Raw genomic sequence first — 21,021 nt, forward strand, 5'->3', positions numbered from 1 at the left:
ATACAACGGTTGTTGTTTAACAAAAATTAACCCGAAATTTTACTTCAGCTCCAGATCGCTGCGCACTGCATAGTGGTCGGATAATTTTTTTTCGATGATCTTATAATTTACCACATCAAACTGCGGGCTGGCCATGATGTAGTCGATCTGGAAGTTCGGGAAATCGCCATTGTAGGTTTTACCCAGGCCAAAGCCTTTTTCGGTGAATGCGTTTTTAATGCCTTTGGCCATTTGGTTTACCGCGAACGAAGACGGGGTATCGTTAAAATCGCCGGCGATGACGTACGGATAAGGGCATTGCGCGGCATGCTGCTTAACCATATATACCTGCTGCGCCCGTTTGATAAAGGCCAGTTTAAGCTTACCCCCGATGCGTTTTGAAGAGTGGAGATCGGTTTTGCCTTTTTCGGTAACACTATCCAGGTATTTGTAATCCTCCTTTTCAAAACTGATGGATTGCAGGTGCACACAATAGGCCCTGAATGTTTTGCCGCCTGCTTTTACATCAATGAAGATACATTGATTGTCGCTCTGGTTATGCGACAGGCGGATAAAGCCATGATCGGCTATCGGGTACTTTGAAAAGATGGATAAGCCAAAAAGCCCGGTATTGCTACGGCTAAAAGCTAAAAAGAAAAACTGATCGGTACGCAGCGTTTTGCATATGGTGTCCCTGATGTGCGGTGTTTTAAAGGGACTGGTACGATCGTTGTAGAACTCTTCGAAACATAAAATATCGGGTTGCTCGGTATCAACTATTTTTAAGATATCGTTCAGGGTGGATACCCTCGGGCCGAAGGTAAAGCTGCCGAAATCGTGTACATTATAGGTCATTACCCTGATCATGCCGGCCGATTTCTTTGGCACGTCGTCGGTAGGCTTATGAAAGCCGAAATGGCTGGTTATAGCCTGGTAGCCTATAATGATAGCTATTGCAGATATCAGTATGTGTTTTTTAGATCTGAAAAACCAATAAACTATAAAAAACAGGCTGAATAACAGCAGAAACGGATAAGCGAGCCCGAAGAAAGCTATCGGCCAAAATGTTTGCGGGCTAACATACGGTGCAAGGTAACTGAGTAGTAACGAGAATGCAAAGCCATAGTTGGCAAATAAAACCAGTTTGTCAAAAAAAGAAAGCTTGTGGTTAGCTTTTATCATCACTGCTGGCCCTGAATAGTGTTTCCTTTTCCTGCTTGCTTAAACTATCGTACCCCGTTTGCGAAATTTTGTCTAATATACGATCTATTTCATCCTGCCGTGGCCTGGCATTTGTAAATTTCCCCGAGTTTTTAACGGCTACTTTTAACTTGGGACGAGGCTGAAAAAGCCTTTCGAACGGGCGGCTCCAATCGTTACCGCGCTGCAGTTGTTTGATGAATATGAAACCGATAAGCGCGCCGCCCAGGTGTACAAAAGATTCGCCCGGCTCATCGAGCAATAAAAGAACATCAATAATCACATAAACCAGCACCAGCCATTTTAGCCTTACAGCGCCTATAAATAACATAAATATGGTGTAATCGGGCAACAGGGTAGCGGTACCAACTATTACAGCCATGATGCACCCGGGCGCGCCCACAGCGGTTGCGTGCAGCCTGTAATCAGCCAGAAACGGAAAAATGTTGAAGCCCAGTAAAAACAAGGCAGCGCTGCCTAAGCCGCCAAAAATGTATATGGCGACCAGCTTTTTGTTCCCCAGATATTCCTGAAAGATCTGCCCCATCCAGAAAAACCAGAGCATATCGAAAATGAAGGTCAGCAAACCCCGGTTCATGAACATGAAGGTAAAAGGCGTCCAGAAACGGAACAGCAGCGTGGGAAGGTAAGACGGAAGGGCGAGGTATGAGTTCAGCGCCAGGCTGAGTGTGCCTCCTCCGGTCGACAGCCTTTCGAAAACGCCTATCAAACCCAAAACTATATAAACAGCGATGTTGATGCCGATCAGCAGGTTGAGCCTGCTGCCCGAGTGCAAAACTTTAAACCGTATTTCCTGCCACATAGTGCTCATAAAATAGCAATTATTATTTTAAAACTCCAATTGGCTAATAAAATTGTCGGGGTCCGCGCAGGCCCCATATTTTGATCAGGATAAAGCCGACTATAGCACCACCAACGTGTGCAAAATGTGCAATATTATCTCCGGAACGACTAATGCCATCATATAATTCATACAAAAAATAGAATCCGACAAAATACTTTGCCTTAACTGGAAAAGGTATCATTATCATCATCATTTCTACATTCGGAAATAATAAGGCAAAACCAGCTAAAATACCAAATATCGCACCGGATGCGCCTAATATTGGCCCATAAATCGCTTCAAGTTTAAGAGCTGTTGCTATGTCGTGCGGCTGAAAATCTCCTAATGTAAAATGACCGGTTATACTGTGAAGCTCAAGGGCCTGTATACCCAACTGTAATAAAAGAGCGCCGATGCCTGTCAAAAAATAGAAATTAAAAAAACGTTTAGAGCCCATGGTATATTCGAGCATAGGGCCGAACATGAATAAGCCAAACATGTTTCCAATAATATGCATAGGGTCCTTAGAAGCGTGCATAAACATATATGTAATGATTTGCCACGGTCTGAACAGGGGCGAATCGAAATAGAATGCGGAGAAAGTTCCGAGCATGTCAAAATGGCCCTGTAACACCCACTCTGCCAGGTAAAATATAAAATTAATAATCAACAGGTTTTTTACAACCGGTGTTATATTAGCAAAGGGCGATGGCCTGTATTGACTCATGGTAGGTTGATATACGTAATTCTTACTTGTTAAATTTTTCTAAAAGCTCATTAAGCGTAAACGTAATAATAATAGGCTTGCCGCTTAACGATACATTGGGCATTTTACAGGCAAACAGCTGATCGATCAGTAAATTCATCTCTTCGAGCGATAGTTTAGTGCCGGTTTTAATAGCGGCGTTGCGCGCCAGCGACCGTGCTAAATTATCTCTTTTATCCAACTTTAAAATAGCCTGATTGTTTTTAAAGCCTTCCAGTAAGTGTTCGAGCAACGTATGCTCGTTGGCATTGTTCAGCTCGGCCGGTATGCCCTCAACCACAACGGTGTTTTTACCAAACTCGCGGATATCGAAACCTAAGGCCCGTACATCGGGCAAAAGTTCGCGTAACAACTCGTAATCGGCGCCGTTGAGTGTAACACTTTGCGGGAACAGGCTTTGCTGGCTTACGCCCGAATGTGTTTCCAGTTGCTGTAAGAAACGCTCGTAAAGTACGCGTTCGTGTGCGGCCTGCTGGCTCACCAGTAAAAAACCCGATTTGATCTGCGATAGGATAAATCGGTTGTGTATCTGCATCAGTTGCCGCTCGCTCGATTTGCTGACCTGCTGCTCCTCAACTTCTATTGTATTGTTCTCAACTTCGATCTGGTGCTGTTGGGTTTCTTCGCGGCGACTGATCTCATACAAAGTATCCCAGTTTTGTGGAACAGGCGCTTTTTGATGATCGCCGCTGTACCGCGGTGTGCTTTCGCGTGCCGGCGAAGCCGGCTCGTTTTTAAACGGGTTAAAATCGGGGTTGAACCTGATGCTCGGCGCCACGATCTCATCCAGTGGTTTTGGCGTAATGAGGTGCTCGATGCTGTTTTCCTGGTCGAAATCGATGGTCGGCGTAATGTTGTACTTACCCAGCGCGCGTTTAACCGCCGAACGGATAATGGCGTAGATCGCCTTCTCGTCCTGGTACTTGATCTCGGTTTTGGTAGGATGTACGTTGATATCGATTTTCGACGGATCGATCTCGATAAACAACACGTACAGCGGATAGCTGTCATCGGGCAACAGTTCCTCAAACGCCGTCATCACGGCGTGGTTCAGGTAGCCGTCTTTAATAAAGCGGTTGTTCACAAAAAAGAACTGCTCACCGCGTGTACGGCGTGCAAATTCGGGCTTGCCTACAAAGCCACGCAGTTTAATAATCGTGGTATCTTCTTCAACAGGTACCAGGCGCTGGTTGTACTGGTTGCCCAGCAGGTGGATGATACGCTGCTTAAAACTTGTGGCAGGCAAATGATAAACCTCCTGCCCATCGTGGTGCATGGTAAAAAATATCAGCGGGTTGGCTAAAGCCACACGTTGAAACTCATCGATAATGTGGCGCATCTCAACCGCGTTGCCCTTTAAAAAGTTACGCCTGGCCGGTGTATTATAAAACAGGTTTTTAACGCAGATGGATGTGCCCGCATTGCATTGGCAAGCTTCCTGTCTGATCACTTCCGAACCTTCTATATCAATCTGAGTACCCAATTCGTCCTCCAGACGGCGGGTTTTCAGTTCGACCTGGGCAATAGCTGCTATCGATGCCATAGCTTCGCCGCGGAAACCCATGGTGCGGATAGCAAACAAGTCTTCGGCTTTGCGTATTTTTGAGGTAGCATGGCGTTCAAAACACATCCGGGCATCCGTCATGCTCATACCGCAGCCGTTGTCGATCACCTGTATCAAAGCCTTGCCCGCGTCCTTCAGTATCAGCTGTATCTTGTCGGCACCAGCGTCGATAGCGTTCTCCACCAACTCTTTTACTGCAGATGCAGGCCTCTGCACCACCTCGCCGGCGGCTATCTGGTTAGCAACTGCATCAGGTAAAAGCTGTATAATATCAAACATTTAAAATAATTCCCTTCAAATTCAATTTCGTTGCTAAATTAGAAAAATGATGGCATAACTTTGCACCCTGATATGTCGTCGGTTTATCAAGTTTACAAAACCGCTGAGTATTTTTTGCGTTAATAGCCTATGAAGAAACTGCTACCAGCTTTGCTGCTTCCCTTTTTATTGGCAGCCTGCAAGCAAAAAGAGTATAATGCCGATCTGCTGATCAAAAACGCCCAGGTTTACACCGTCGATAATCAATTTACTACAGCCACAGGTTTTGTGGTAAAAGCTGGGAAAATTTTAGCTGTAGGCGCATCCGAAGACCTCGAAAAACAATACAACGCCCGCGAAGTTGTGGATGCCGGTAATCATGCCGTTTACCCGGGGTTTATCGATGCACATACGCATTTTTTAAGGTATGGCCTTAGCCTGCAACAAGTAAACCTGGTAGCTACCAAAAGCTGGAACGAGGTTGTTGATTCCGTATTGTCTTTCTCGAAACTCAACCCTGATGGCTGGCTGATTGGCCGTGGCTGGGACCAGAACAAATGGGCCGTAAAACAATTCCCGAATAAAGGTAAACTCGACTCACTTTTTCCGGCCCGCCCGGTTATATTGACCCGTATCGACGGGCATGCTGCTATTGCCAACCAGGCCGCTTTAAATATCGCAGCCATTAAACCCGGTCAAACCATAGCCGGTGGCGAAATAGAAACTGTCAACGGCAAACTCACAGGTATTTTGGTTGATAATGCCGTGGGGCTGGTATCGCACCATATACCGCCGCCGACAGAGCAGCAGGGAACAAACGCAGTAATGGCCGCTCAGGGTAATTGTTTTGCTGTTGGCTTAACCACGGTTGATGATTGCGGCGAAGACTACGATGTGATCAGTCAGCTACGCCAGTTACAAAATAAAGGCGCGCTTAAAATGCGGATATACCTTATGCTGTCCGACAAACCTGATAATTACACTTATCTGTTTAAACACGGCGCCATCAAAACCCCCCGTTTAAATATCCGGGCGTTTAAGGTGTACGCTGATGGTGCGCTGGGCTCGCGCGGCGCGTGTTTATTGCAGGATTACAGCGACCAGAAAAAATGGAAAGGCTTTTTACTGAGCAGCCAGGCACATTTTGCCGATGTTGCACAGAAGATATACGATCACGGTTTTCAGATGTGCACCCATGCCATCGGCGATTCGGCCAACCGGGTAATGCTGAATATTTACGCTAAAATGCTCAAGGGTAAAAACGACAGACGCTGGCGTATTGAGCATGCGCAGGTCATCGCCCCATCCGATTTTAAAATGTTCGGCGATAACAGCATCGTGCCATCGGTTCAGCCAACGCATGCCACATCCGACATGAACTGGGCTATCAAACGCCTGGGCGCCAACAGGCTGAAAGGGGCGTACGCCTATAAACAATTGCTCGGCCAAAGCGGCTGGATACCTTTGGGTACCGATTTCCCGGTAGAAAACATTAACCCCATGTATACTTTTTATGCTGCCGTGGAGCGTAAAGATCTGCAGGGCTTGCCTGCAGGCCGCTTCCAGATGGAGAACGCCCTGAGCCGCAGGGAAGCTTTGATGGGGATGACCATCTGGGCGGCGAAAGCCAATTTCGAGGAGAAAGAGAAAGGCAGCATCGAAGCTGGCAAGTATGCAGATTTTGTGATACTGGATAAAGACATTATGAAAATTAACGGCGCCGAAATACCAAAGGTTAAGGTGCTCAAAACCTATGTGAACGGAGAAAAGGTATATGAACAAAAATAAAGTTAATGGCGTTTTCTGCGCATTAATGTTAGTACTATCGATGATGAATATGGCCTGTGCGCAAAACCCGCACATGCTTAACATGGCTATTTTAAATGAAGAAAAAAGCCTCGAAAAAAGTACGGTACTGCTCAATAACCAACAGCAACTGGTGCCGCTGCAAAACCTCGACCAGGTACAGATTGCCAGTATTCATTTTACCTGCCCCCAGGCAGCCGTATTTGATAGCATCGCCAATAAATATGCGAAAGTTCAGTCTTTTAACGGTAACGAATACATGGGTGTTAAGGATCTTAACGACCTGGCCCAGGATCTGAAATTGTACAATACGCTTATCATCGAGGTAACCGAAGCCGAACTGGCTAATAAGCCGCTGGTCGATTTCATCAACAGTAACAAGAGCCTCAAAAACGTGGTTATCGTGTTGTTCGGAACAGGGAAACCTTTCGCGGGCGCTGATGCCATAACCGCACCCATCGTCTACACATTGACACAAACACCGGTATCGGCTTCGTATACGGCGCAGGTGGTATTCGGCGGTATCGCGGTAACGCAAAAGCTCACCAAAAACCTTTCGCCGAAATATACTGCAGGTACAGGCTTTCCGACGATTAAAACACGTTTGCAATATACCGTTCCCGAAAACGCAGGCATCAACTCGGGTAACCTGATGGCTATCGACGATATCGCCCGCGAAACCATCAGCGAGCATGCGGCTCCCGGTTGCGTGGTGCTCGTTGCCCGCAACGGCAAGGTTATTTTTAACAAGGCCTATGGTTTTCATACCTATGATAAGACCATGCCGGATAAACTGACCGATATCTTCGACCTGGCCTCGATGACCAAGGTTTCGGCCACCACGATGGAGGCGATGAAACTAACCGGCGAAGGAAAACTGAATCTCGATTCGACCCTGGGCTACTACATCCCTAAAACCCGCAATACCAATAAAGCCGATATCAAAGTCAGGGAGATTTTGACACATCAGGCCGGGCTGATACCCGATATCCCGACTTATACAAAGGTGAAACCGGCTACCGATTATAATGCCGATTCATCGGCCGCTTTCCCCACAAGGCTGACTGATAACCTGTTTTTGCGTAAGGATTATTACAAAAATGTCATGATCCCGGATATGATGAACTCGCCGCTTAAAACCCGTGGCAAGTATGTATACAGCGACCTGAGTATGATATTGATGGCCGAAGTAGAAGAAAGCATTACGGCTACGCCATTAAATGTTTACGTACAGAACCAGTTTTATAAACCTTTGGGTATGCAAACCGCAGGTTTTTTGCCTTTATACCGCTTTAAAAAGGACCAGATCATCCCGACAGAGAACGACGAAGAATACCGCCATGCGCTATTGATCGGTTATGTGCACGACCCTACCTCATCGCTCATGGGTGGCGTTGCGGGCCATGCGGGTTTGTTTGCCAGCGCCAACGATGTGGCCATTTTATACCAGATGGTGCTTAACGGCGGTACTTACGGCGGCGTGCAATACCTCAAGCCCGAAGTAGTTGCCGATTTCACCAGAAGACAATCCGACATCAGCCGCCGGGCTTTAGGCTTTGATATGTGGGACCCGAATACCACGTTACATTACCCGTCGGAACTGGCGCCTCCCGATACCTATGGGCACACCGGCTATACAGGCACCTGTATCTGGGTCGACCCGTCGAACCAACTGGTTTATATATTTTTATCCAACCGCGTAAACCCTAAAGTGAGCGATAAGTTATCGCAGCTGAAGATTCGCGGGCGCATCCAAGATGCTATTTATAAGGCAATTAGCGCAGGTATGTAAATTAACCGTGACACCTATTATTTTACATACAGCTCACAATAATTGAAAATATTGGATTTAACTTGCGTCGTTTTTAATTAACACGTATCCAATATGAAAATTGGCATTGTATGTTATCCAACCTTTGGGGGTAGCGGCGTAGTTGCGACTGAATTAGGCAAGGCTTTAGCCGATATCGGTCATCAGGTGCATTTTGTTACCTATAACCAACCCGCCAGGCTCGATTTCTTTTCCGAAAACCTGTTTTACCACGAAGTTTCCGTATCCAAATACCCGCTGTTTGATTATCCTCCTTACGAGCTGGCCCTGGCAAGCAAGCTGGTTGACGTGGTAAGGTTCGAAAACCTGGATATATTACATGTACATTATGCCATTCCGCACGCCTCGGCGGCGTTTATGGCTAAACAGATACTGGCTACTTATGGCATACACATACCTGTTGTTACTACTTTACATGGCACCGATATTACCTTGGTAGGCAAGGACCGCACTTATAAACCGGTGGTTACCTTCTCTATCAACCAGTCCGACGGCGTAACCGCAGTTTCGCAAAACCTGAAAGACGACACCCTGAATTTTTTCGAGATCGAGAACGAGATACGGGTAATACCAAACTTTATCGACCTGAAACGCTTTAGCCTGAAAGCAAAAGATCATTTTAAGAAAGCCATAGCGCCAGCCGGCGAAAAAATACTGATCCATACCTCCAACTTTCGTAAGGTTAAGCGTACGGATGATGTGATCAGGATATTTGCCATCGTCAATAAAGTTATCCCATCTAAGTTACTGATGGTGGGCGACGGCCCCGAGCGGTCGGAGTGCGAACAGCTTTGCCGCGACCTAGGCGTTTGCGACAACGTGCGTTTTTTAGGCAAGCAGGAAGCGATTGAAGAAATCCTGTCGGTGTCGGATCTGTTCATGATGCCCTCGCAAACAGAAAGCTTTGGCCTTGCAGCCCTGGAGGCTATGGCCTGCAGCGTGCCGGTTGTCAGCTCGAATGCGGGCGGTTTGCCCGAACTGAATGTGGAAGGCGTGACCGGGTTTTTATGCGATCCGGGCGATGTAAAAGGCATGGCCGAAAAATCGATCTATATCTTGCAGGACGATGCCCGTTTAAAAACATTTAAGGATAATGCGCTGGCCCGTGCCAAACAGTTTGATCTGAGCCTGATACGGCCTGTTTACGAGGATTATTACCGTGAGGTGATTGAGCGGAGCAAAGCGATAGCCTGATATTGAGCTTTAAAAGTCTTTATGATTAAGCATATTCCATTCACTATTGCGATTTTACTTTGCAGTTGCACCTTTCGTCATACCCATGATAATGCTGCAACGGCAAAGGATACAATATTAAAGATGGAAGCTATTAGTCAGAAACAGGACAATAGCGATACGTTAGGTGTGCTGATCAAAAAGATCAGGTTTAGGGTAAAGGCATTAAAAGACGATACAATATTTAAAGATGGCATTATGCCGTGGATAGATATCGAAAACCCCGAAAAAGAAATTGACAGGCTTCTTGATGCAGATGAGATCATTATTCAGCCCGGGGCTTGTTCTTTAATAATTGATTATCCTTTAAAAAATAACGCAATATTTACCATAACGCCGGGCAAAAACGGCATGTCGCGTAAGGACTTTATTTGGCTGGTGAATGAGAAGTACCGCGAAATTTATGCTGAGGAAGAACAAACATCACATATAAAGATAATCCCTCAAAAAGAACGAAAACAACTGCTTAACAGGAATCAAACCGACGGCAAATATGGTATTTGGGGTCATGATCTTGCAGATTTAGCGCTCAATACTTTATACATCTACAAACGGGCGAACGGGCAAATCTTTTTAACCCTTGATATGGATTCGTAACCAGATTCAGAATTCTCCATCATTATGCGCATACACATATTCGGTGCATCAGGATCAGGTGTAACCACTTTAGGGCTACGTCTTGCTCAACAATTGCAATACCCTTATTTTGATAACGATGATTTCTTTTGGGAGAAATCAGACCCGCCGTTTACTGTTCGGAGAGCGCCTCACCTGCGCAATCAATTACTGAAAGACAATCTTTCGCTGACGGACGGAAATTATATCGTTGGCGGTTCGATGGTAAGCTGGGGCGACGAATGGCTGTTAGCTTTTGACCTGGCCGTGTTTTTGTACGTACCGCCACAGGTGCGGCTCGACCGGTTAAAAAAACGCGAATACGAACGTTATGGCGATGTGATCTATAAAAACCCTGAGCGCCATCAGCAATACCTCGATTTTATAGCATGGGCGGCTTCATACGATGACCCGGCATCAACCAGGAGATCGCTCGGCGTGCACCTTAACTGGATGTCGAAACTCAAATGCGAACTGATCCGCATCGACGGCGTTACCTCGGTCGAGTACCGGACAAAGCTGGTTTTGGCGGCTGTTGATAATTATCCCAGGTAAAATTTAACGGTTTTTACTAACATTGGGCACCTCTGTGTGTTATGGGGTAATAAACAAAATAAAAACAATGAAGAATTTAGTTAAATACAGTTTAATAATTGCGTTTGCAGGCTTGCTTTTTAGTTCATGTTCAACAACGCAAAAGGCGGTATCCTATACAGCAGGGGCCTCGCGCAGTAAATTTGTAGGTACCTGGATGTGCAATACGGTTACTTACCAGGATATTGTTACCGGCACAGTTCAAAAGGTATTCGATCAGGCGCCACCGCAAGCCTTTGTGAATAGCACGTGGATACTCACCAATAGCGGCAACGGGCAATACAGTTTGGTAAACGGTATGTCGCAAAGCATTTACTGGTCGTATTACAATCCCGGTAACGGCGAAGACCCGGCCTTTCAGTTTAAAAAAGTGTACCAGGGCGATAAAGCTAAAGATATTGATTCGGGCTACCGTTTAGTTATCGGCAGCATTGATGGTAATACCATGGTGCTTAAAACGCCGGTTAAAGTGGGCAGCAGCAAAATAGGGTATGTAATTTATACGTTTACAAAAACGAAGTAAAAATCCCTCTAAATCTTCCCTAAAGGGAGATCTAAAGCAATAAATTTCGTTAAGCGTTAATTAAAAGCCCTCCCCTTTAGGGGAGGGTTGGGAGGGGTTACAATATCTTAAACCCTAAGCTGATGTGCCACAGATTTTGACGCTGGCCATATTTTTGGTTGATCTGGGTCAGGCCGCCTTCGTAACGTGCGTCTAACGAAATGTTCCCTAAATCAATACCTGCACCTGCCTGGTAGCCAAGCGTGCTGCGGTCGTAATTGCCGAGGTCTCTGTAAGCGGCGCTCAAGTTATCCGAAAAGCTCTGGTCGGTATTTAAAATGTACGAATAAATTGGGCCGGCCATAATGCGGAAGTTCAGGCTTTTGGCCCCGAAGGATTTTCCTAATAACAGCGGTACATCAAGCGAGGTGAACCTTACTTTGGCCGAGCCGCCGGTATTGGTACCGTTCGAATCGAAATTGAACTGCCCGCCTTTACTGCCTACGTACATTTCGGGCTGCAGGTAAAGACCATTACCTATGCGTGCAAACGCGCCAAATTGATATCCGGTTACAGTTGATTCGGAAACATTATCGGTATTGATCTTGGAGATGTTCATCCCCCCTTTTAAACCCAGGGTGAACTGGGCCTTAGCCGCGATGCTTAGAAGCAGCATTGCCGCTATACTTAACATATACTTTTTCATAGTTTTTTCAGTTTTAGTTGGCAGATATATAGAGTACAACAAAAGTTGAACCAAATAATAAAACGACAATGCTTTGATTTTTATATTTTTGTTCAAAATAAAATTGAGAAATGGCTGAGATTACCATAAGCAACAAAGACTGGGAACGTGTGAAAATTAAGGTTAGAAGAAAGTATAACCATTTAACTGATGAGCAGCTGCAATATACTGCCGGCAAGGAAGATGAACTGATAAACCGCCTGATGGGCCTGATCAACCGCGATCGCAAATACGTTGTTTTTACCTTGCGTAAAGCTTTGGTAAACATTGATACCAATATTTTGTAAAATAATTTAACACAAGCTTAAACAGCAAGTGTTTTTTTATACATTTATACCACATTATTACCTGATTTAGCATGAAAGGGCGCGTTGTGTTGACTAAAACTTATAAGAAGCTGGGGATAGCTGCCGGGGTATTTGCATTTGCCGTGGTTTTGTGGAGCTTTAACGATGATCTGTTCCAGATATCGAAAAACCTGGATGTTTTTGCATCCGTTTACAAAGAGATCAATATCAATTATGTTGATGAGATCAACCCGTCGAAACTGGTGAAAACCGGTGTGGATGCCATGCTCGAAGGGCTCGACCCGTACACCGAGTTCGTACCCGAATCGGAGATCGAGGACTACAAGCTTAAATACGTAAGCACCCAATACGGTGGCATTGGCGCCAGCATATTTACCCGCAACAAAAAGGTATATATTTCCGAAGTTGCCGAAGGTTTCCCTGCTCAAAAAGGCGATGTGCATGCCGGCGATCAACTGATGAAGATCAACGACATCAACCTCGACGGTAAAACCAGCGACCAGGTAAGCGCCCTGCTCAAAGGCAGTAAAGGCGCACCCATCAAACTCACGCTTAAACGCGACGGTGTTGCCGAACCTATCGAAAAGGACCTCATCCGCGATGAGATCAAACAGCCCAACGTATCGTACTTCGGCATGGTTGAGGGCAATATGGGTTACATTAAGCTCGATAAGTTTTTAGAGAACAGCGGCGACGAAGTGACCAACGCGCTTGTCAACCTGAAAAAAAATAACCCTAACGGTATCATCCTCGACCTGCGCTCAAACGGCGGTGGTATTTTGCAGGAGGCCGTAAAGATCGTGAACCTGTTTGTACCTAAAGATGTTGAAGTGGTATCGCAAAAGGGTAAGGTGAAAGATAAGAACTACACTTATCATACCTATAATACGCCTATCGAACCTAACCTGCCTTTGGTCGTACTGGTGAACAGCCACTCGGCTTCGGCATCAGAAATTGTTGCCGGTTCACTGCAGGACCTGGACCGTGCCGTGATCATCGGCCAGCGCAGCTACGGCAAGGGCCTGGTGCAGCAAACTTTCAACCTGCCGTACAACAGTTTGGTTAAGATCACCATCGCTAAATATTACACACCATCGGGCCGGTGTATACAGGCTTTGGATTATACCCACCGCAATGCCGATGGCAGCGTGGATAAGGTTGCCGATTCGCTGATGCACGAGTATAAGACCAAGGATGGTCGTTCGGTATACGATGGCAGCGGTATCTACCCCGATTTGTTTATCCCGCAGGAGCGTTTTGCCAATGTAACCCAGGTGTTGGTAGGCAAGCTGCTGATATTTGATTATGCTACGCAATACCGTAATACCCATCCAAAAATAGGCGACCCTAAAACATTTACTTTAAGCGATGCCGATTATGCCGATTTCATCAGGTTCCTTTCAAACAAGGATTATAAATACAGTAACCGCTCCGAAAAAGTACTGGCCGACCTGAAAACCGAAGCCGACCGCGATAAAGAGTTCGACGATATCAAAACCGAATACGAATCGCTGAAAGCTAAACTGGCAAGCGCCAAAGCCAACGATATGCAGCAGCATAAAGATGAGATCAAACAAGTGCTCGAGAACGAGATCGCGTCGCGCTACTACTACGAAAAAGGCCGTTACCAGTGTAACTTTAAGTACGATAAGGAACTTGCGCGTGCCGCTAAGCTGATGAACGATAAGAATGAGGTGGCTAATATTTTAAAAGGCGAAGGTTCGTACAAGATCATCGGTAAGCCAATGGCTATGGCCACTGTAAAAGGCGATAGCAGCAAGAGCGGTAATTGAGAGCGATAATTTTACCTTGGTTGTCATTTCGAGCGATAGCGAGAAATCTTCTGTTACATACTTTGCACCGGGCATATTTCTCTTGCAGAAGATCTCTCCCGATGGTCGAGATGACAAATGGCGTTGGTACCTACCCCAAAATCTCCTTGATATCCTCAGCCGTAAGCGATTTGATAAAGCTCTCCTCGGTTGTAATTAGTGCACGCGATAAACTTAGCTTGCGTTGCTGCAAAGCCAGTATCTTTTCTTCAACCGTATCCTTGGTGATGAACTTGTAAATGAACACGTTTTTGGTTTGCCCGATGCGGTGCGTACGGTCGATAGCCTGTTGTTCGACTGCCGGGTTCCACCATGGGTCGAGGATGAAAACATAATCGGCCTCGGTTAAATTCAAACCTACGCCCCCTGCTTTGATCGAGATGAGGAACACGCGTGTGGTTTCATCTTCCTGAAACTTTTTTACGATCTCGCCGCGGTTCTGCGTGCTGCCATCCAGGTACAGGTATGGTATGTTTTCCTGTTCAAAATGCTGGCGGTAAATAGTTAGCTGCTTTACGAATTGCGAAAATATGAGCACTTTGTGGCCGCCATCCAGCACATTGGTCAATGTGTGGGTAACGTTCTCAAATTTGCCCGAATCGCCTTCATAATTCTCATCGATCATCGACGGGTGGTTGGCAATCTGGCGCAATTTGATGAGGCCTTGTAACACCTGCATCTGCGACTGTGCGAAAGTGCCATCTTCCAAACTTTTCAATAACTCGTTCCGGTATTCCGATTTTACCTTCTCGTAAACATTGGCTTGTTCTTCGCTCATCTGGCAGTAGAACAGGTTTTCGGTTTTTGGCGGCAGCTCGGTAGCCACCTGCTCTTTGGTACGGCGCAGCACAAAGGGTTTGATGATGGCCTGCAGTTTGCGCGCCTTTTCCTCATCTTTCTTTTTCTCGATAGGGGTTACAAACTCGTTCTGAAAAAACTGCTGGCTGCCCAGCAGACCCGGGTTGATGAACGACATCTGCGTCCACAGGTCATTCACCGAGTTTTCAACCGGCGTACCGCTCAGTATCAACTTGTAGGCCGATTTGAGTTGTTTTACCGATTTATACGATTTTGACGACGGGTTTTTGATATTCTGGCTTTCGTCCAGTATCACATAATCAAAAAAGAACTCTTTCAGCACATCGATATCGATACGGGTAATGCCATAGGTCGTGATCACTACATCGTAATGACCAAATACCTCGGGCGATTTATTACGGAAAGTGCCCGTATGGATCATCAGCTTCAGCTGCGGCGTAAATTTTTTGGCCTCGTTGAGCCAGTTATAGATGAGCGAGGTAGGCATAATAATGAGCGAAGTGCTGCTCTTGCCCGCTGCCTGTGCTTCCTCTTTATTTTTCTGGATGAGGGCCAGCGTCTGTATGGTTTTACCCAGGCCCATATCATCTGCCAGGCAGCCGCCAAAATGGTAGTCCTTTAAAAAATGGAACCAGTTATAGCCTGCCTGCTGGTAATGGCGCAGCGTGCCGGTAAAATTCACCGGCATGGCCACTTCTTCCAGCTCTTCAAACTCCACTAATTTTTGCAGCTTGCGGTTGATGGAGATACTGGCCATTTCGCCATCTGTCAGGTCGTTAATCAGGCCAACGTGGTGCTTCTTGAGTTTAAGGTCCTTATCGCTTTCGGCAAAAGCCAGCAGGTTGCCGTATTGCGAAAACCATTTTTCGGGTATCACGGCTATCTCGCCCGAAGGCAGCAGAAATTCTTTTTTACGGTTCAGGATATGGTTGCGCAGCTCCATAAACGGAATCTGGTACGGCCCGAAATGCACTACCGCATAAATATCAAACCAGTCGTTATTCTCGCTTACCTGCAGGTCGATCTTACTGCTGCCAAACAGGTAACGTTTTTGCCCATCGGGTTGCTCCAGTTCGAAACCCTCGGCTAATAGCTCATCGTGGTATTGGTTGAGCCACTCGAATACCGAAAACGATTGGTCTTCATCTTCTTCGGTCGAAGCCACCTCGAGGTTTTGGAATAGCGACGATACGGTCTTCAGTCCCCGGTTTTCCAGTTGTTCCAACCTTCCTTTTTCCCAGGCTATTGAGCGCTTAACGCGATGGAAGCTGTACTCATCGCCGTTTTTCTCTATTCGTACCGAAACCAGCCTGCCATCCCCGTAAGGGAAAACATAATCGGCGTAGCGGAAGTAAAGCTGCAGTTGCGATATGCCGTTCTCGATATAGATCGGTTTCAGTATCGGTGTGGCTTCGTGCTTTTCGTTAATGATCTTGAAGCCCTCCGCATATACATGGTGCTTCTCTATCAACGGTGCCACAAAGCGTTCAAAATACGATTGCTCGGACGAGCGCGGTATGGCGATATAACGCTTGTTGAGGAAAGGTACCAGCTTCTTGCCTTCTATCTCCTTATCAAAGTAATACAGGGTATCATCCAGCATCATCCAGGCGGGCTGGTTGCAGATCACCTCGGCATTTTTAAACATAAACTCGATGCGCATACCCTGGTATTTGATGGTTGGGAAGTAGCGGATCTCCTCCTCATTACGGCGAAAGTGGAACAGTACCGAAGCTGGTTCGGTAGCCATTTGCAGTTGTTTACCGGCAGGGTAACCCTCCTTGCTCATTTGGTACACCTGTTTATGGTGCATCAGCCCCAGCGCTTCAACCATACGCTTTTCCATTTTTGGGCGTATGGTTTCATAAAACTGCTCGTTAAATATTTTCGAGAAGAACTCGATGGGCCTGATCTGTTTTTTATAGTATTTACGGATGATCGCGGCCTGCTCAAGGTCTTCCAATATTTTGATCAGTTTCAGGTCTGTCTCATCCAAAAACGACGCAAACTCTTTGGCCGTGTTCGAAAATAAACGCTGGTAGGTTAGTGAAAATTCGCCGTTGGGATTTAACTGAACAATGTGAGGCTCAATGACATACGACAGGTACTCGTGTTTGCAAACAGCATATACGATTTGACATGGCCTGGTACTATCGACGCGTAACATTGGGTTGATGTAAAAATTTGTGGAAGCTACATCAACAAAAAATTCAAACGTAGTTATTAATTGTATTAATCAAAAGTTTTTGATGTGAAAAAATTGTTAACAGTGGCCGATGTTAATAAACTGTAAATGCTATCCCTTGAAGCGGGGAAATCGAAATATTATGAACTTTGCAACAGGCCCCGGCGAGCAGGGGGGTATTTGTCGGTGTTTTTCACCTGAAACTTTCTTTCGATTATCATTTTTACATTTTTTTGGAAGAAATGCGCCCCTTCAAAATTTATTTGAAAAAAGTACTTGACTCTAACCTTACGTCATACCATAGCTTTGTATCAAATAACAAAAAGATGGATACCAACTACGCAGTTAAGCAATTAGCCGAACTGGCCGGCGTGAGTGTGCGCACACTTCATTTGTACGATAAAATTGGCTTGCTTACCCCATCCCGGCGCACGCAGGCCAGGTACCGCCGCTACGGCGAACCCGAACTGCTGCGCTTGCAGCAGATACTGTTTTACCGCGAACTCGATTTTTCGCTTAAAGACATTTGCCGCATACTCGACGATCCGGATTTTGACCTCATTACTGCACTCGGTGGTCATCGTGCAGCGCTGGTTAAAAAGAGGGAACGCTTAAACACGCTGTTGGTTACCATCGACAAAACCGTTAATCATTTAAAGAACAAAACCATGAGAAATTACGAAGAGCTTTACGAGGGCATGCCGAAGGAACAAGCCACCGCATGGCGCAACGACGCTATAGAAAAATGGGGCGAACTGGCCGTCACCCGGTCCGAAGAAATGCTGCTGGCAATGCCCCAGAGCGACCTTGAGCAACTTAAATCTGATCAAAAGGACATCAGGCATCAGCTCAGGTTCAGGTTTTTAGCCGGCGACCGTATTGAAAACAACGCCGTGCAACAACAGATTGCCAGGCATTACATCAATATATGCGGCTTTTGGGGCCTGGCGCCGCACGAAGGTTTTAATACGGCAAGATATAAGGGCCTGGCCGAGTTATACATGGCCGACGATCGTTACATGGCTCAAAACGGTAAACCCGACCCCGAATTTGCCGCCTTTATGCGTAATGCGATGATTTATTACGCAGATACCAGTCTGAAATAAAGAACCGGTCAGGGGTGGCAGGGGGGATAAAGTAAGAAATATTTCAACCGTTTATGCCTTTACTGCTGCTCCTGGTTACTATAAATATACCCAATCCGCGGCACTTTTGCAAACACAGAACCCGCTATTCTGTTATTAGTTTCAATACCAAAAATCCCCTAAACGCGTTTTTAACGGGCCTGGTTTTTAGTTATGGATTAATTTTACTATCATTGACCTGACACTGAGTTTTTTATGAGAATGCCCCGCCCCGCAATTAATTTACTGTCGCTTGTAATAGCTGTGCTGTTTTGCATAGGGCTTGCTACATCGTGTAAAAAAGGCGATGGTTCCTCGCTGCTAAATTCTACCACTGGCACAGGTACAAAACCTATCGCCGCTATTAAACTTACCGGTACGGTTGTGGCCGGTGCCGGTAAAAAATTAACACTTTCAGTTTCGGCTTTAGGTACCGCGAGCGTACAGAAAGATGTTACCTTATCTACCATAAGCGCTGGTTTGGATATGGACGCTTCGGGGCTGCTGCCCGCATCGATGATCGGCAGTTCGGGGTTTATCTTTACCGGCGACTCGGTAATTTACAACGGCATCACCATTACCAATAAAACCGGAATTGTTACCCACGGCGATATGCTTAACGCCACTAAGCTATATGGCAACCTGGCGTATGCAACCGTGGCTTTCGGCGATGGCTCCGGCCCGCAGATCACAACAAAACGTATCCCCTTCTTTTTATACTATAAAGCTGTAGATCAGTCGGGCAATCCGGTACCTGCGCATGGCGCCGACCTGTTTGGTATTGCGCACGGTTACAGTAACGGGAATAAGCTTATCGCCAGTCCGCTAACCTATCTGCCTGTTTCCGGCGATCTGATCAGCGGTTTTAAGTTGAGCATGGTAAACTTTAATATCTCGCAAGGCGCATGTATACTTACTATCGGCTTAACACCGGCCGACCTGGAAGCATCGAACGGCTTTAACCTGCACCCACTTAGCGTGCTTGCAGGCGGTGCGGGTTATGCTAATTATATCAACGGCACTATCGTTTACAACGGCACATCATTGAGCGGGCCGGTGGCATTCAGTACCGGGTATACGTCAGCATCGGTTATCCAGGATCCTAAATATACCGGTACCGGATACAGCGCTTTGGCCACAGGCTCGACGGTGAGAATAGTTACCAGTAACGGTTTTAATTATATTTATACAATAAGCAATTCGGCTTATACTACTGTAATTGAAAACCCCGCCAGCAGTGGCGAAAACCGTAGCATTTTCGGCATCGACTTTTTTACCCAAAACGAATTTCTGGTTGATTATACCAATCACCAGATCGGGTTAAAAAATCTTTAATGAGTGTATGAGACGGCGAATCTGCTAATTAGTGAAAGTCTAACCAAAACTTAATGCCCATATCAGCAATTTCTTTCGCTCTGTCGGAATCGAAATATTTCGATTTATTGAAAATGTCCATTGCTAACAATTCCCCTATACTATCTGCCCAATAGATAATATCATTGCCATACATCGAAAGAATTGGGTTTGCGGGATGATCAATTAACATGAACCGATGTCCATAAACAGGAAATATTCTTGATATTCCTTCTCGCTGCATCGTGTTTTTTGCTACACCGGTTTTCTCATAAATCCAATTGATGTATTCCACAGCGAGTCCAATATCACCAGGTAAAGAATAAAATTTAGATTGGTATTCAGGCGGTAAACCTTGATCAACACCCCCTATATTTATTCCGGGCTTGGTAGTACCGTTCATTGTTTTATAGAAATTCTTTAACGGTGGCGGAAACGTAAAGCCTAATTGAATTTCAAACGCTTTTATTTCTATGTCGGTTAAGCCGGGTTTCCATTTTGTACCTTGCTGTGTTTGATAACCCCAAACTCCTGTATCCAAGGTTGCCTTTTGCCATTTCTTTTCGCAGGCTACTTTAATGGTTTCAAAAAAGTTGGTTGAATCAATTGGAGCAGGGAATTTACTCATAAATTCAGCCATACCCCATCTGACATTTTTCACACCTCTATCTCCCCCTCAAAAACCTGTTCTGCCGGGCCTTCTAACAGGATATTGCTAAAAGTTTGGCCATCATAATCAAAACGGATGTTGAGGTTGCCGCCCAAAGCTTTAATAGGTGTAGTAATATGCCCGGTTTGTTTGTTATGTACGGCCATTGCCAGTGCAACAGCAGTAACGCCGGTACCGCAGGCATAGGTTTCATCTTCAACGCCGCGTTCGTAGGTGCGCACAAAATAGCCTTCGCCCTGCGGCTCCACAAAGTTTACGTTGATGCCATTGGCTTTGTAGGTATCGTTATAACGGATGGCGCGGCCATCGGCAAACACATCTTTATCGGCCAGGCCTGCAGTCAACTGTATATAATGCGGCGAACCGGTATTCAATACATAATCCTCACCATCGCGTTTTACGGGTGCGGCGTTAATTACTTCGAGGCTTACCCAGTTGCCTTCTTCTGAAATTTTGGCATAGTGCGGGCCATCGACCGCCAAAAAATCAGTCTCGCTGTCAATCACACCTAAAAATTTGGCAAAGGCCACCATACAACGCCCGCCGTTGCCGCACATGCTGCTCGGCTGCCCGTCGCTATTGTAGTAGATCATTTCAAAATCGTACCCTTCTTTCTCCTGCAGAAACATCATCCCGTCGCCACCCACGCCAAAACGACGGTCGCAAACCCTGGCAATTAAGGCCGGGTTTGCGTGATTTACAATGTTTTTCCGGTTATCAACCAAAATAAAATCGTTTCCTGCGCCCTGGTATTTATAAAAGTGTAACTTCATGGTAAACTATAAAATCGTCA

Annotated in this window: 18 protein-coding genes; 10 read left to right on the forward strand and 8 right to left on the reverse strand. The window is 45.9% G+C overall.

What is annotated here, in order from left to right; all coding sequences use genetic code 11:
* Nucleotides 1-39 precede the first annotated feature (39 nt).
* The 4 genes from BEL04_RS12950 to mutL are packed head-to-tail and all read right to left on the reverse strand — an operon-like array spanning nt 40 to nt 4,632.
* Nucleotides 40-1,161, reverse strand: coding sequence for an endonuclease/exonuclease/phosphatase family protein (locus BEL04_RS12950; RefSeq protein WP_066004497.1), 1,122 nt, complete (start codon nt 1,159-1,161; stop codon nt 40-42).
* The gene (locus BEL04_RS12955) at nt 1,148-2,011 is read right to left on the reverse strand and encodes a rhomboid family intramembrane serine protease (protein WP_066004504.1); all 864 of its coding nucleotides are present in this window, start codon (nt 2,009-2,011) and stop codon (nt 1,148-1,150) included. Before BEL04_RS12955 ends, BEL04_RS12950 begins: the two co-directional genes overlap by 14 nt.
* A 34-nt stretch (nt 2,012-2,045) precedes the next feature.
* Nucleotides 2,046-2,750, reverse strand: a complete 705-nt coding sequence (locus BEL04_RS12960; RefSeq protein WP_066004505.1) for a rhomboid family intramembrane serine protease — start codon at nt 2,748-2,750, stop codon at nt 2,046-2,048.
* Between the two features lie 22 nt (nt 2,751-2,772).
* Nucleotides 2,773-4,632 (reverse strand): DNA mismatch repair endonuclease MutL, encoded by a 1,860-nt coding sequence (mutL, locus tag BEL04_RS12965; protein WP_066004506.1) that lies wholly within the window; start codon nt 4,630-4,632, stop codon nt 2,773-2,775.
* Nucleotides 4,633-4,761: 129 nt separating this feature from the next.
* Between mutL and BEL04_RS12970 the strand changes: the two genes are divergently transcribed.
* The 6 genes from BEL04_RS12970 to BEL04_RS12995 all read left to right on the forward strand — a co-directional run bounded on the left by BEL04_RS12970 (nt 4,762) and on the right by BEL04_RS12995 (nt 11,213).
* Nucleotides 4,762-6,399 (forward strand): amidohydrolase, encoded by a 1,638-nt coding sequence (locus BEL04_RS12970; protein ID WP_066004507.1) that lies wholly within the window; start codon nt 4,762-4,764, stop codon nt 6,397-6,399.
* Nucleotides 6,386-8,209 (forward strand): serine hydrolase, encoded by a 1,824-nt coding sequence (locus BEL04_RS12975; protein ID WP_066004508.1) that lies wholly within the window; start codon nt 6,386-6,388, stop codon nt 8,207-8,209. Before BEL04_RS12970 ends, BEL04_RS12975 begins: the two co-directional genes overlap by 14 nt.
* 93 nt (nt 8,210-8,302) lie before the next feature.
* On the forward strand, nt 8,303-9,442 hold the full coding sequence (gene bshA / locus BEL04_RS12980) for an N-acetyl-alpha-D-glucosaminyl L-malate synthase BshA (protein ID WP_066004510.1): 1,140 nt from the start codon (nt 8,303-8,305) through the stop codon (nt 9,440-9,442).
* A gap of 123 nt (nt 9,443-9,565) precedes the next feature.
* The gene (locus BEL04_RS12985; RefSeq protein WP_066004515.1) at nt 9,566-10,078 is read left to right on the forward strand and encodes a hypothetical protein; all 513 of its coding nucleotides are present in this window, start codon (nt 9,566-9,568) and stop codon (nt 10,076-10,078) included.
* 24 nt (nt 10,079-10,102) lie between these two features.
* A complete protein-coding gene (locus BEL04_RS12990) occupies nt 10,103-10,651 on the forward strand; it encodes an AAA family ATPase (protein WP_066004517.1) in 549 nt (182 codons plus the stop codon).
* A 67-nt stretch (nt 10,652-10,718) separates the two neighbouring features.
* The gene (locus BEL04_RS12995) at nt 10,719-11,213 is read left to right on the forward strand and encodes a hypothetical protein (RefSeq protein WP_139113034.1); all 495 of its coding nucleotides are present in this window, start codon (nt 10,719-10,721) and stop codon (nt 11,211-11,213) included.
* A 97-nt stretch (nt 11,214-11,310) separates the two neighbouring features.
* Here BEL04_RS12995 and BEL04_RS13000 read toward each other — a convergent pair whose 3' ends face one another.
* On the reverse strand, nt 11,311-11,898 hold the full coding sequence (locus BEL04_RS13000; protein WP_066005267.1) for a porin family protein: 588 nt from the start codon (nt 11,896-11,898) through the stop codon (nt 11,311-11,313).
* A gap of 110 nt (nt 11,899-12,008) precedes the next feature.
* Here BEL04_RS13000 and BEL04_RS13005 point away from each other — a divergent pair, with 110 nt between their 5' ends.
* Nucleotides 12,009-12,224, forward strand: a complete 216-nt coding sequence (locus BEL04_RS13005; protein ID WP_066004522.1) for a hypothetical protein — start codon at nt 12,009-12,011, stop codon at nt 12,222-12,224.
* A gap of 71 nt (nt 12,225-12,295) precedes the next feature.
* Complete coding sequence (locus tag BEL04_RS13010) at nt 12,296-14,038, forward strand: S41 family peptidase (RefSeq protein ID WP_066004524.1); 1,743 nt, start codon at nt 12,296-12,298, stop codon at nt 14,036-14,038.
* Nucleotides 14,039-14,168: 130 nt separating this feature from the next.
* Here BEL04_RS13010 and BEL04_RS13015 read toward each other — a convergent pair whose 3' ends face one another.
* Complete coding sequence (locus BEL04_RS13015) at nt 14,169-17,063, reverse strand: DEAD/DEAH box helicase (RefSeq protein ID WP_066004527.1); 2,895 nt, start codon at nt 17,061-17,063, stop codon at nt 14,169-14,171.
* Nucleotides 17,064-17,407: 344 nt separating this feature from the next.
* Here BEL04_RS13015 and BEL04_RS13020 point away from each other — a divergent pair, with 344 nt between their 5' ends.
* Entirely contained in the window at nt 17,408-18,187 is a 780-nt protein-coding gene (locus BEL04_RS13020) for a MerR family transcriptional regulator (RefSeq protein WP_066005268.1), read from the forward strand.
* A gap of 234 nt (nt 18,188-18,421) precedes the next feature.
* Entirely contained in the window at nt 18,422-19,540 is a 1,119-nt protein-coding gene (locus tag BEL04_RS13025; protein ID WP_175404075.1) for a hypothetical protein, read from the forward strand.
* A gap of 28 nt (nt 19,541-19,568) precedes the next feature.
* Here BEL04_RS13025 and BEL04_RS13030 read toward each other — a convergent pair whose 3' ends face one another.
* Nucleotides 19,569-20,219, reverse strand: coding sequence for an SMI1/KNR4 family protein (locus tag BEL04_RS13030; RefSeq protein WP_066004533.1), 651 nt, complete (start codon nt 20,217-20,219; stop codon nt 19,569-19,571).
* A complete protein-coding gene (gene dapF / locus BEL04_RS13035; RefSeq protein ID WP_066004535.1) occupies nt 20,216-21,001 on the reverse strand; it encodes a diaminopimelate epimerase in 786 nt (261 codons plus the stop codon). The genes BEL04_RS13030 and dapF overlap by 4 nt, the downstream gene beginning before the upstream one ends.
* Nucleotides 21,002-21,021 lie beyond the last annotated feature (20 nt).

Source organism: Mucilaginibacter sp. PPCGB 2223, assembly GCF_001705515.1.
Lineage (GTDB): Bacteria > Bacteroidota > Bacteroidia > Sphingobacteriales > Sphingobacteriaceae > Mucilaginibacter.